Annotated in this window: 11 protein-coding genes; 1 reads left to right on the top strand and 10 read right to left on the bottom strand. The window is 43.2% G+C overall.

Features of this window, described 5'->3' with window-relative positions:
* Positions 1-9 precede the first annotated feature (9 nt).
* A complete protein-coding gene (locus ACPEPR_RS06320; RefSeq protein WP_045795549.1) occupies positions 10-843 on the bottom strand; it encodes a C39 family peptidase in 834 nt (277 codons plus the stop codon).
* A gap of 195 nt (positions 844-1,038) precedes the next feature.
* Positions 1,039-2,019 carry a DUF6160 family protein gene (locus ACPEPR_RS06315; protein ID WP_423562136.1) on the bottom strand — a complete coding sequence of 327 codons (981 nt, stop codon included), beginning with the start codon at positions 2,017-2,019 and terminating at the stop codon, positions 1,039-1,041.
* A gap of 249 nt (positions 2,020-2,268) precedes the next feature.
* On the opposite strand from ACPEPR_RS06315, the gene ACPEPR_RS06310 reads away from it, so the two are divergent.
* Entirely contained in the window at positions 2,269-3,606 is a 1,338-nt protein-coding gene (locus ACPEPR_RS06310) for an anthranilate synthase component I family protein (RefSeq protein ID WP_423562134.1), read from the top strand.
* 120 nt (positions 3,607-3,726) lie between these two features.
* On the opposite strand, the gene hisC is transcribed toward ACPEPR_RS06310, so the two are convergent.
* The 8 genes from hisC to ACPEPR_RS06270 all read right to left on the bottom strand — a co-directional run bounded on the left by hisC (position 3,727) and on the right by ACPEPR_RS06270 (position 12,109).
* Positions 3,727-4,815 carry a histidinol-phosphate transaminase gene (gene hisC / locus ACPEPR_RS06305; RefSeq protein ID WP_168398541.1) on the bottom strand — a complete coding sequence of 363 codons (1,089 nt, stop codon included), beginning with the start codon at positions 4,813-4,815 and terminating at the stop codon, positions 3,727-3,729.
* 99 nt (positions 4,816-4,914) lie between these two features.
* Entirely contained in the window at positions 4,915-6,216 is a 1,302-nt protein-coding gene (gene hisD, locus ACPEPR_RS06300) for a histidinol dehydrogenase (RefSeq protein WP_423562132.1), read from the bottom strand.
* 184 nt (positions 6,217-6,400) lie between these two features.
* The gene (gene hisG / locus ACPEPR_RS06295; RefSeq protein WP_005179926.1) at positions 6,401-7,102 is read right to left on the bottom strand and encodes an ATP phosphoribosyltransferase; all 702 of its coding nucleotides are present in this window, start codon (positions 7,100-7,102) and stop codon (positions 6,401-6,403) included.
* Complete coding sequence (murA, locus tag ACPEPR_RS06290; RefSeq protein WP_005179929.1) at positions 7,102-8,358, bottom strand: UDP-N-acetylglucosamine 1-carboxyvinyltransferase; 1,257 nt, start codon at positions 8,356-8,358, stop codon at positions 7,102-7,104. The genes hisG and murA overlap by 1 nt, the downstream gene beginning before the upstream one ends.
* Positions 8,359-8,365: 7 nt before the next feature.
* A complete protein-coding gene (ibaG, locus tag ACPEPR_RS06285; RefSeq protein WP_005179933.1) occupies positions 8,366-8,617 on the bottom strand; it encodes a BolA family iron metabolism protein IbaG in 252 nt (83 codons plus the stop codon).
* Positions 8,618-8,753: 136 nt separating this feature from the next.
* On the bottom strand, positions 8,754-9,086 hold the full coding sequence (hpf, locus tag ACPEPR_RS06280) for a ribosome hibernation-promoting factor, HPF/YfiA family (RefSeq protein ID WP_005179935.1): 333 nt from the start codon (positions 9,084-9,086) through the stop codon (positions 8,754-8,756).
* 175 nt (positions 9,087-9,261) lie between these two features.
* Positions 9,262-10,713 (bottom strand): RNA polymerase factor sigma-54, encoded by a 1,452-nt coding sequence (locus ACPEPR_RS06275; RefSeq protein WP_160241019.1) that lies wholly within the window; start codon positions 10,711-10,713, stop codon positions 9,262-9,264.
* 145 nt (positions 10,714-10,858) lie between these two features.
* Positions 10,859-12,109, bottom strand: coding sequence for an esterase-like activity of phytase family protein (locus ACPEPR_RS06270; protein WP_423562128.1), 1,251 nt, complete (start codon positions 12,107-12,109; stop codon positions 10,859-10,861).
* Positions 12,110-12,308: the final 199 nt, after the last annotated feature.

Below are 12,308 nucleotides of genomic sequence, written 5' to 3'. Positions count from 1 at the left end.
AGTAAATATTTACTTACTTTTATAATAGAGTCTTAAAAAGTTGTACTGATGTTCGCCGAAATTCTCTGACTCAGGATTCATGTTTCGTTCTAAACGAATGGTCGAGGCTTTATCAGCAATTTTGTCCATATAGAATTGTGGATATTGAATATTGACAAAGGCATGATGGTTAACAGTGGCATCTTCAACATGGCGCATATCACTGTCCTGTAAAGCCAGGAAGTCTTTACGATATTCAGGTGCCACATTAATCAGGAACAAGGTATTGTTTTCCCACACCTCTTTAAAACGCTGCTCATCAAAACTGATATTCCCCAGTGCCGGGTCGGCCACATAGACCCGGCCATCCTTATAGGCCTTATACACCACAAAATGCTTAAAACCGGCATAGGAAATCGGCACAATTGCGGGCTGGCCCTGCTTGACCAGATCTGAAAATTCCCCACGATAGCCGCCACTTTCCATGCCCAATGCAGCAACAAAACGTTTCATATCCAGCAAAGAGAAACTACGCCGTTCAATAATGCGCTCATATTCCCCATAACGTAGCAAACCACTCATGGTCTGCTGCTCTGTCAATCGGGTTCCGACATAACCATTTAACAGCGTGGTTAAAGCGGCCGATCCACAGCTATAGTCATAAGCCTGACGTACAATGCCCCGGAATTGATCTTGTAAAGCAGGTTGAATACGTACAGGCTCACGATGCATACGGGTAAAAGAAGAATTGCGGGAATCCAGTGTTTCCGTATAGCGTACGGTTTCCGGATGTTGTTCCTTTAAGTCGAAGGCTTGTGTGGCAGCGTAATACATCAATGCCGAGCCTAATGCGATCTCTAACATAATTTTTTACTTTTCAAGTTCCAGGCAGCTCTGCCAGTTCATTTTTTATTTTTAGAGTAAGAACTCTACTTCCATGTATTTAGCAAGATACCTTTTTTTTAGAAAAAAAACAGTATTTTTTTATCTTTTTGCCAACTTTTACAGTTTTTGTGTAAAAAAAAGCGCGTGAAAACACGCGCTTTTTCAAGATAGAACTTAGTGACCACGAATGGTAATTACAGCACCTTGATCCGACATTGTTGGGCCATAATAGGTTTGCATTCCTTGAATTTCAACATCACCGATAGATGCAGCATCTCGGCTACCTAAATGAACACCTTTAATATAATGGTCTTTGGCACCGCCATGGCTAATCATCTGGATATAACCTTTGTCATTCGGGTTGCTGTCACTTGCACCATACACACTAATATCTTGATTAATACTTAGGTCATTAGCATTTGCATCGGCAATTTTAATACTTTCAATAAAGATCTCACCTGCTGCACGCTCAGTATTTGCCGTTGAGTTATCCAGAATACCCAAATTATTAATTTCAAGGCCACCAATCATCGTAGTATTCAGTTGAATCATCGCCCCTTGTGGCGCAGCACCTAACTGGATATTGGCTGACATTGTGCCAGTTTTAAGCGATAAGCCTGAGAGAATCGCATTGTAGTTCTTTTCTTCACCCCCACGGCGAAGTTCTGAGCTTGTACTTGCTTCACCTTGTTTGCCTGAAGCCGTTACACCAATCTCACCAATATAAATATCTAAGCCAGATACATCAGCTGCAATATTAATGAATGCAGAATTACCACCACCAGTACCAGCATCTGAGTCAATTTTCAAATTTGCTAAATTGTGACCCTCGATAGTTCGTGACTCATCAACCACTGGGTCTTCAGGATTTGTAAGATCAAGTGGGGCTGTAATCACCACACCTTTTGTAGCGGTAAGTCCAGTACCATTCCCTTGAATAACAATCGCACCAGCATTATCAATGGTACCATTTAAACCATCATTATCATGGATAAAGAGCTTTTCAATTTCAATTTTTGAAATACCGATACCAATCGATAAACCATCTTGACCTGTGGTTGCGCTAAGTGCTGAATCATCCATTGCCTGCATTGCAAATGCATTTGCACTTAATGCCATTGAAGATACTAAAGCTAGTTTAGTAAATGTTTTCATATTTACTCTCCCAAGAGTATTATTTTTTTGATTGTTACCACTCTTGTGCAGCGGGCTGATTATTTGTTTTTAGCAACCTGCTACGTATTTCCTTGAGCGGCTGGATAGCACTAACAAAGTTATCCCCCTGTCAAATTTTGTTCAACTGCTATTGATCATATTTTTCTGCTTGCCGATAAACGGTCATAAGCATTTTCTTGGCGCAGAATCAGGTAAAATAGATATTTATTGTTGATTTTCTCCAAATTTATGGCCACCTCATCTTTCTACAAACAAGTACTTTGTGAATCCTCCTATACCCCAGCAGAAATTTTAAAGGCGCTGGGTTCACTCTCACATCTTGTTTATTTAGAAAATAATGGCCAACCGATTATTGGCTTATCGGCAACACATTACTACCTTATTCAACAAAATAAATGGCAGTATTTTAAGCAGCACAGTTTTAATCATTATCTTGAAGAAACAGCAGCGCCTTCTTTAGATGACTTTTTGCAGCCAACTGGTTGTATTGGCGACAGTTATTTTAAAGGTGGACTGATCGGTTTTATCAGCTACGATTATGCCGCCCAACAGCACATTCATACTCAAAGCAAAGCTCAACCGTGTTTATTTCTAGGACAATTTCACAGTTTTCTAACTCTGGAAAATGGGCACTGGTATTTCACCAGCGATGAGCAGCAAGCCGAATTTTTATTGACTTATATTCAAAATTTGTTGGCTCAAAAACAGGAGAATTCATTTAAATTAACTCAGGCCTGTACCGCACGCTGGAATAAAACTGAATATCAACAGGCCTTTAATCAAGTCCAGGATTATATTGTTGCAGGTGATTGTTATCAGATTAATTTAACCCAGGAATTTAAAGGTTCTGCGGAAGGATTATTATTAGATACCGCTGCAGATTTCTGGGCGCTAACCCATGCTCCATATGCCGGTTATTTAAAAATAAATGACTTTGAATTACTTAGCTGTTCACCTGAATTATTTATTGATTTTCTGCCTCATCGGCAACTCCTCACCAAACCGATTAAAGGCACCATGCCACGCTATACAGATCCACGATTAGATGAACAATCTAAACAGACCTTAAAAAATTCTGAAAAAGATCAAGCTGAAAATGTGATGATCGTCGATTTACTGCGTAATGATGTGAGTGTCTATGCCGAAACCGGTTCAGTAAAAACACCGAAGTTATTCAATATTGAATCATTTAAACAAGTACATCATATGGTGAGTGAAATCACCGCGACGTTAAAAGCAGAGATCAATCCACTGGATGTATTGCTATCTGCACTTCCGGGCGGCTCGATTACTGGCGCCCCTAAAATTCGCGCCATGCAGATTATTGAAGAGCTGGAAGGCACACCACGCGGGGCCTATTGCGGATCAATGGGTTATTTTAATTTTGATGGTACTGGTTCCTGGAATATTCTGATTCGCTCGATTCAAAAATACCAACACGAAGTTTCGTTATGGGCCGGCGGTGGTATTACCATTGCTTCTGATTGTGATGCAGAATATCAGGAATGTTTTGATAAGGTTTCGGCGATGCTGGATTTACTCAATACCTGGTACACACCTGAATAAATAAAAAGCGACTCAATTGAGTCGCTTTTTTATGAATCCCTCCCCTTGAGAACCATTGTTTCTCACCTTTTCTAGAGGGAAGAGTTCCCTCCTTTATCAAAAGGGTTAGGGTGGATTTACTTAAGCCAAAATCTCATTTTTCAAAGTATCCACTAAACGCTGGTTTTGTTCATCAGTACCGACGGTGATCCGAAGGAATTGGTTAATCCGTGGCTTGTTAAAATAACGCACAATGATGCCACGTTCACGCAATTCAGCTGCCAATTCACCCGCGTCTTTACTTGGCAGTGAAGCAAAAATAAAGTTGGCACTCGATGGCAATACCTTAAAACCCAGCTCAGACAGCTGTGCCACCAGTGTTTCGCGACTCGCAATCACTTTCTGGTTCTGCGCTTCAAAGTATTCCTGATCTTCAAAGGACGCCACCGCTGCGGCGATTGCGAAACGATCTATTGGATAAGAGTTAAAACTGTTTTTTACCGCTTCCAGCGCAGCAATTAAATGCGGCTGGGCGATGGCAAAACCGACCCGTAAACCAGCCAAAGAACGCGATTTAGATGTGGTTTGACATACCACTAAATTCTCGTATTTTTCCACCAGGCTGACCGCAGATTCAGCACCGAAATCCACATAGGCCTCATCAATCACCACAACTGAGTTTGGATTGGCTTGAAGCACTTCCTCAATGGCAGCCAGGCCCATATCAATACTGGTTGGTGCATTCGGATTGGTAATAATAATGCCGCCATTTGGCTGCTTATAATCATCCACCACAATTTCAAAATTGTCATTTAGAGGGATGACCTGGGTATTAACCCCAAAAAACTGGCTATAGACCGGGTAGAAACTATAGGTAATATCCGGATACAACAGCGGCAGATCCTGAACAAAGAAGGCTTTAAAGATATGTGCCAGCACTTCATCAGAACCATTGCCGACAAAAACCTGCTCAACCGGTACCTGCTGCTGTTTGGCAATGGCCTGTTTTAACTCGGAAGCATCCGGGTCTGGATACAAACGTAACGCATCCGCCGAGTTTGCCAGTACCTTCTGCACCGCTTCCACCACTTTTGGCGATGGCGGATACGGGTTTTCATTGGTATTCAATTTGAGTAAATTCTGGATTTTCGGTTGTTCGCCCGGTACGTACGGTTCTAATTCACGTACTGCCGGACTCCAGAAGCGCATTTGTTCGGTGGTGATATTCATTTTTAAATTCTCAAAGTTCCCTCTCCTGAGCAAGTTTTAAAGCACAGCTTTAAAATGAAGCGCAAGTGAGGGCTAGGGAGAGGTTTTCTATTTCTTTAATTACTGATAACGATAACGTGCTGATCTCGCATGTGCATCCAGGTTCTCTTGCTGCGCCAATACATCCGCAGTTTTGGCCAGAGTTTTCACCCCTTCTTGCGAACACATGATCAGGCTAGAACGTTTCTGGAAATCATACACACCCAGCGGTGAGGAGAAACGCGCAGTACCTGAGGTTGGCAGCACGTGGTTTGGACCAGCACAGTAATCCCCAATCGCTTCAGGGGTATAACGTCCCATAAAGATTGCCCCGGCATGACGAATATCTTCTGCCATCACTTGCGGATCATCCATGCATAATTCCAGGTGTTCAGGTGCCACCTGATTGATCAGCTCAATCGCTTCCTGACGGTCCTTCACCAATACCAATGCACCACGGTTTTCAATCGAGGTACGGGCGATCTCTGCTTTTGGCAATGCTTCTAAGTGCTTTTCAATCCAGCCACCAACAGCATTCAATAATTCTTCATCTGGTGTAATGAATACTGCTTGTGCGACGGTATCGTGCTCGGCTTGTGACAATAAATCCATCGCCAGCCACTCTGCATTATTCTCACCTTCGGCATAGACCAGAATTTCCGATGGGCCGGCAATCATATCAATACCGACTTGACCAAATACCGCACGTTTTGCTGCTGCGACAAAACGGTTACCTGGACCGGTAATTTTGTCGACCGATGGAATGGTTTCTGTTCCATAGGCCAGCGCCGCGACCGCTTGTGCACCACCAATGGTAAACAGACGTGTCACGCCCGCTAAATAGGCCGCCGCCAGCACCAGTGGATTCAACTCACCATTCGGCGCCGGAACCACCATGATAATTTCAGGCACACCCGCCACATGCGCAGGAACAGCATTCATGAGTACTGAAGATGGATAAGATGCCAGACCACCCGGCACGTAAATGCCCACGCGGTCCAGTGGCGTGACTTTCTGACCCAAGGTATTTCCCAAGGCATCGACATAGGTCCAGCCATCCTGCTTTTGCGCCTGGTGGAATTCACGGATACGTGCTGCAGCCAGCTCCAGTGCATCACGCACCTCACGATTCAATCCATCAAAAGCGGCTTTAAGCTGTTCCTGGGTCAGTTCTAGATCTGAAAATTGATGCGCGGGATGTCGATCGAACTGCTGAGTTAATTTAAGAACATGAGCATCACCATGCTGACGGACATCAGCAATGATTTGGTCTACGGTTTTTAACAGTTCTGGATCACTCACTGTTTCAAAAGCCAACAAGTCAGCAAACACCTGCTTGAAGTTCTGATCTTGAGTCGATAAACGTCGCATCAATTTACCCACAAGGTTGATATGGAAAAGATTAGTTTACCTGTTTTCAAGGCTTTTGTGGGTATCAATCGCGCATTGGGCCACGGACTTTTATGGAAAATTACTTTTGCTCAAATTGAAGAAAATTATTAACAGGACTGTTCTCATAGACCGCTATAAAAAACCGCTCTCAAGAGCGGTCTTTTATTTGAACAACTTACGCCTGTTTGGCCTGTTCACGATCAGCCACAGCCTGTTCTAGCTGGGCAATAATCGGATTTAACAACGCCTGTTTACGTTTAAAACTGGCTTTGTTGACGATTAAACGGGAAGATACTTTACAGATTTCTTCCAGTGGTTCTAAACCATTGGCACGTAACGTATTTCCGGTATCGACCACATCGACAATATAATCACCCAGACCGACCAGCGGTGCCAGTTCCATCGAACCGTAAAGCTTGATCACATCAACCTGTTCACCCAGGCTGGCATAGTATTGACGGGTCAGGTTCACATATTTGGTCGCAATTTTTAAGCGGCCTTTTGGACGAACCATACCGACTTTACCCGCTGTCATCAGTTTACAGTTGGCAATTTTTAAATCTAATGGTTCATAGACATTTTGTGCGCCATGTTCCATCAAGACATCTTTACCTGCCACACCTAAATCTGCTGCGCCATTTTCCACATAGGTCGGCACATCAGAAGCACGTAAAATCAGAATACGCACCTGTTTATGGGTGGTTGGAAAAATTAACTTACGGGATTTTTCAGGATCTTCCAGCAAGTTAATGCCCGCTGTTTCCAGCAGCGGCAGTGTCTCTTTTAAAATACGTCCCTTACTTAATGCTAAAGTTAAACCATGATCAAAATTGCCCATTACGTCAAAGTTTGGATCATCGTTTCTCATATCGCTCATTAACTTACTCGCTTAATTTGGGCACCTAAACCTTGTAACTTCGCTTCGACATTTTCATAACCGCGATCAATATGATAAATACGGTCAATCAGTGTTTCCCCTTCAGCCGCCAGAGCTGCTAACACTAAAGAGAACGAAGCACGTAAATCTGTAGCCATGACAGGTGCTGCAGATAATTTTTCTACACCGGTTACCACAGCATCATTGCCTTCAACCTGAATATTGGCGCCCATACGTGCCAATTCAGGAACATGCATAAAACGGTTTTCAAAAATCGTTTCAGAGATGGTGGCAAAACCACGACCAACGGCATTCACTGCCATCAACTGGGCCTGCATATCGGTCGGGAAATCTGGATGTGGCAAAGTACGGAAGCTGACCGCTTTCGGACGTTTACCCATCATATCCAGTTCAATCCAGTCATCCCCACGGGTGACTTCTGCGCCCATCTCTTCAAATTTGTCTAGCACCGATTCCAGCAGGGCCGGATCGGTATGCGTGGTTTTAATCTTGCCACCGGTAATAGCTGCCGCCGCCAGATAAGAACCGGTTTCAATCCGGTCTGCCACTACCGCATATTCACAGCCGTGCAAGCTTTCAACACCAGTCACCACCAAAGTATCGGTATCCAGGCCTTCAATTTTTGCACCCATCTTAATCAGCATTTGTGCCAGATCGGTGATTTCCGGTTCACGCGCAGCATTCCGGATGGTGGTGACACCATCCGCCAGCACGGCAGCCATCAAGATATTTTCAGTGCCGCCTACGGTTACCATATCAAAAACCACTTCGCCGCCTTTTAAGCGGCCATCGACTTTGGCATGTACATAGCCATTTTCGACCTGGATTTCTGCACCTAAAGCTTCTAAAGCTTTTAAATGCTGATCGACCGGACGCGAACCAATCGCACAGCCGCCCGGGAGTGATACTTGTGCACTGCCATAGCGCGCCAATAGCGGTCCAAGCACCAAAATAGACGCACGCATGGTTTTAACGAGCTCATACGGTGCAAACTGGTTGTTCAGGGTCGAGGTATCGGCCACCACAGTATCGCCTTCATAAGACATGGTGATACCGAGGCCCGCAATGAGTTTAACCAGTGTGTTTACATCTTTCAGATTAGGCACATTGGTCAGGGTAATAGGTGAGTCGGCCAGAATCATGGCAGCCAGTAATGGCAATGCTGCATTCTTTGCACCAGAAATGCGCACTTCACCTTCGAGCTTAATACCGCCCTGAATTAAAAATTTATCCATTAATTTATTAAGCTCCGAATAAGCTTGCTTTACGCCATTCTTCTTTGGTCATTGCTTTAATTGTTACCGCATGAACTTCACCGCTGGCGATCAAGGCATTAATCGGCGCATACACTGCCTGTTGGCGTGCAACAAGACGTTTGCCTTCAAACTGATCATCGACAATACGAAGATCAAATTTACCACCCTGCCCACTAACGACTACATCTGCCTCTGGAAAAGCAGCTTTTAAAATTTCAGCGAGCTGTTCATTATTCATCACAAGACCTCTTATAGGACCAACGGTGTAAAACCGGTCATTTTACTATAAATGAAAAAAATAATTCATTAGTCACATACATTATATATATAAAAAAAGAGGTTTTTTAAAAACCTCTTTTTGCCGATTGTTTCAGCTAAATCGCGACAGGCTGATAAACCAGCTGCATTTTGCGATGCTTGTCTAATTGGCGTTTTAATTTTTCTGACATTTTCTTAATCGATGTATACATATCATCAGCACAGGCCTGGGCAAACAGCTCCGTTCCAGGTAAACGGATAATCGCTTCTGCGATATGGTTGGCACTGCCTTTTTTAGAATGCTTATCGATCTGATGATCTTTACTGAGCTTCACCTGCATACTATTGACCTGATCCAGATGTTTGGTCATTTGCGCGAACTTTGCTTTTATATTTTCTTCAATTGCAGGTGTAATTGATAAATGATGGCCACGAATTGTTATTTGCATAATTCTATCCCTCACCTTCGTTAGGATTAGACGAGTCATCATCAAAATGATTCACGTACAGGACCAGAACTGCTGCTCAGTGATACCTTCATGCAATCATTTTGACTCATCCTCATAGAAAAAAAGATTCATTATGTTGTCATAATGAATCTCTAGAATAGGCAGATTTTCAAAACTAGATCAAGACTTTTCTTTCAGAAGAAGATGGAATATGTAAAGATTCGCGATATTTTGCAACCGTACGTCGCGCCACATCAATTCCCTCTTCTTTTAAAATATTGGCAATTGCGTTATCAGACAAAGGCTTACGCAGGTTCTCTTCAGCAATCAGTTTTTTGATCTTGGCACGAATCGCAGTTGACGATGCTTCACCGCCCGATGTAGTGCCAACATGACTTGAAAAGAAATATTTCAACTCAAACAGGCCACGCGGGGTCAGCATATATTTGTTGGTGGTCACGCGGGATACCGTAGATTCATGCAGCTCGACCTCTTCGGCAATATCGCGTAGCACCAAAGGTTTCATGCCTTCTGCGCCAATTTCCAGAAAAGTACGCTGATGCTCAACAATACAGGTTGCCACTTTGAGTAAGGTTTTATGCCGCTCATCAATACTCTTGATAAAGTTTTTGGCTTCCAGCATCTGGTTACGCAAATACTGATTGTCATCACTCTGATCGGCACGACGAATCATATTGGCATAAAACGAGTTAACCCGGAGCTTTGGCATGACATCCGGATTCAGCTGTACCTGCCAGCTGTCATTTTTCTTCATCACCACCACATCTGGAATCTGATAATCCGACTCTTTATCTTCAAACTCCATACCCGGATGCGGTTTCAAGGTTTTCAGCAACTCGACCGCACATTTCAGCTGATCGGTGTTTAAACCGGTCTGCTTGAGTAGTTTTGGAATTTCATTGCTGATTAATAACTCATAATGCGTCATTAGCTGCATAGCATCCTGACGACATGGGGTATTTGTCGGCAGACTTTCCAGCTGAATCAACAGACATTCCGCCAGATGACGCGAACCAACCCCCACCGGCTCCAGCCGTTGAATATGTTTCAATACCACCAGCACTTCATCGTCTTCGATGCTGTCTTCATACTCCATCGAATCGAGCAGATGCTGGACTGAAGCAGTAATCTCGCTGATATCGCTTTCCAGAAAACCCTTATCATCCAGAGAATCAATAATGCAGTAAGCAATCAGCTGGTCAATTTTAGAAAAATGCAGCAGGTTAATCTGCTCCAGCATATGCTCTTTTAAACCCAGTACACCCTGACGGTTATCTTCACGCTCTTCATATTCTGGCGTACCTAAACTAGTCGGCTGATGAGTATAGACATCATCCCAGTCGGTATCGACCGGTAAATCATCTGGCAGATGATCGGCATTTAATTCATTGGTTAAATCTTTTTGATCACGATCTGTATCTGCCGCTGACAGACTCTCAACATCGGCCTGTTCTTCAACTTTCTCTAATAATGGATTACTATCGAGCTGTAATTGAATTTCTTGCTCAAGTTCTAAACTTGATAATTGAAGTAAACGAATGGCCTGTTGCAACTGGGGTGTCAATGACAGGGAGTTGGCAACTTTTAATCCCACTGATAACTTCATACTACCCACCTTTTTTAATACCGCGTTTTATAAGCAATTTTCATGCCTGTTTTAATTTTTATAGCATGCTTTTATTAAAAAATATACAAAAAAATTTTCATAAAGAAAGGCCACCCGAGGTGACCTTCTGTAATTGCGGATAAATTTAGAACAATGCTTTTGGCAAACGAATCTGAATAATTTCATTATCATCGGCCAGATTGGCATTTCGCCCGCTTGAACCAGGAAAGTTATTATCATTCAGCACAGTAATCAGGTCCGGACCTTCAATGACAATATCTTCAATGGTCTGAAACGGAAAACCAAAATGCTCACCGGTCGCAATATCGCCCGCTCGCGCAGTGCCATAAAGTAAATCCGGATTGGCAATATCCATCAAATTGACCAGATCTTCTCTCTGCATATTCTGACCAGCGGTGCTGAGCGTGACTTTAATCAGCTTTTTATAGCCCAGCAGATCGTTTTCACTATCATCCCGTTCAATAATAATTCCTTCAGTCGGGCTATACAGCTGAAAATCACCAATCGCGGTGGCGCTAGTATGCAATGGAAAATAATAATATTTGCCTGTATAGGCTTTTTTTGCCAAATCAAATTCAGACACGATTAAACGATTAGAAATATCGTTCAGTAATGGCTTTTCCAACAGCGGATACAGATATTTTCCATCTTGAGAGATCGCCATGCCTTCAAAACCACCGCTACGCTGTACCAGTGGTTCAACAAAATTCAGCTGTTCTTTATTGAACTGATTCTGAGGTGAACGCAGCTCTTGCGCCGGATTCAGTGGATTCGGTAATGGAATTGGTGGACTCAGCAATATACCGTCGGCAGAAAAATGCAGTAAATAGGGTCCAAACTCATCCCCAATCCAGATCTCGCCATTCGGTGCACGCTGCATCGATTCCGGGTCAAAATCCGCCCCGGTTAACAAACGTTCGGCAGTATCTTGATGGACAATAGAAAAGGGAATGAGTTTATTCGGATCACGCAGCTGCACATAACTTAAATGCTTCACTTCAGTGTTAGTTGCTATTTTTGTTCTAAAGGTCGGTTGAATCACATGCAAACGCAGCAGATAGTCAGCCGAGTTATCTTGCGTGCCAAAACCATTGTCAGACATCACCAGATAAGTCCCATCATTATTTTTTAAGGCAGCCGAAAAACCTTGCACAGGCTGCCCTGGAAATGGCGGCAAAATTCCGTTTGCACCAGTCACATACGCACCGGAATCTGGTCCTTCTGCATAGGTGGCCACATCCAGTTTTGCAAAAGCCACCAAAGTTGGCTCATTGATCAAGGGTGTAGGCGTCACCTGCGTCTTTTCATCAGAATCATTACATCCGTTCAAGCCCAACACAACGGCCATAAAAAGGCCAATAGATCTTTTTTTCATAAAGTTTAAAAATAGCAATTGGGGAAACCATTCAAACAAGAAAAAATGACAGTGTTGGGATGATTCAGTGACAATTTAAAGTCCGGTTTTTTGCGACCGAATACTTGTCTTTCTATTTATTTGATCATGATGCTTAGGATCTGTTGACATTTCATAATGGTAGCCAAATAAAGATACAAGCTAAGGCAACAGAATTTTC

The sequence above is a fragment of the Acinetobacter sp. AND/436 genome, from assembly GCF_049546925.1.
GTDB classification, from domain to species: Bacteria; Pseudomonadota; Gammaproteobacteria; order Pseudomonadales; family Moraxellaceae; genus Acinetobacter; species Acinetobacter indicus.
The sequence above is the reverse complement of the archived record's forward strand: the minus strand, read 5'-3'. Positions and strand labels throughout refer to the sequence as shown.

What these genes read in the sequence shown, in the direction of transcription:
- ACPEPR_RS06320 (WP_045795549.1), bottom strand. Translation starts at nt 843, where the DNA reads ATGTTAGAGATCGCATTAGGCTCGGCATTGATGTATTACGCTGCCACA.
- ACPEPR_RS06315 (WP_423562136.1), bottom strand. Translation starts at nt 2,019, where the DNA reads ATGAAAACATTTACTAAACTAGCTTTAGTATCTTCAATGGCATTAAGT.
- ACPEPR_RS06310 (WP_423562134.1), top strand. Translation starts at nt 2,269, where the DNA reads ATGGCCACCTCATCTTTCTACAAACAAGTACTTTGTGAATCCTCCTAT.
- hisC (WP_168398541.1), bottom strand. Translation starts at nt 4,815, where the DNA reads ATGAATATCACCACCGAACAAATGCGCTTCTGGAGTCCGGCAGTACGT.
- hisG (WP_005179926.1), bottom strand. Translation starts at nt 7,102, where the DNA reads ATGAGCGATATGAGAAACGATGATCCAAACTTTGACGTAATGGGCAAT.
- murA (WP_005179929.1), bottom strand. Translation starts at nt 8,358, where the DNA reads ATGGATAAATTTTTAATTCAGGGCGGTATTAAGCTCGAAGGTGAAGTG.
- ibaG (WP_005179933.1), bottom strand. Translation starts at nt 8,617, where the DNA reads ATGAATAATGAACAGCTCGCTGAAATTTTAAAAGCTGCTTTTCCAGAG.
- hpf (WP_005179935.1), bottom strand. Translation starts at nt 9,086, where the DNA reads ATGCAAATAACAATTCGTGGCCATCATTTATCAATTACACCTGCAATT.
- ACPEPR_RS06275 (WP_160241019.1), bottom strand. Translation starts at nt 10,713, where the DNA reads ATGAAGTTATCAGTGGGATTAAAAGTTGCCAACTCCCTGTCATTGACA.
- ACPEPR_RS06270 (WP_423562128.1), bottom strand. Translation starts at nt 12,109, where the DNA reads ATGAAAAAAAGATCTATTGGCCTTTTTATGGCCGTTGTGTTGGGCTTG.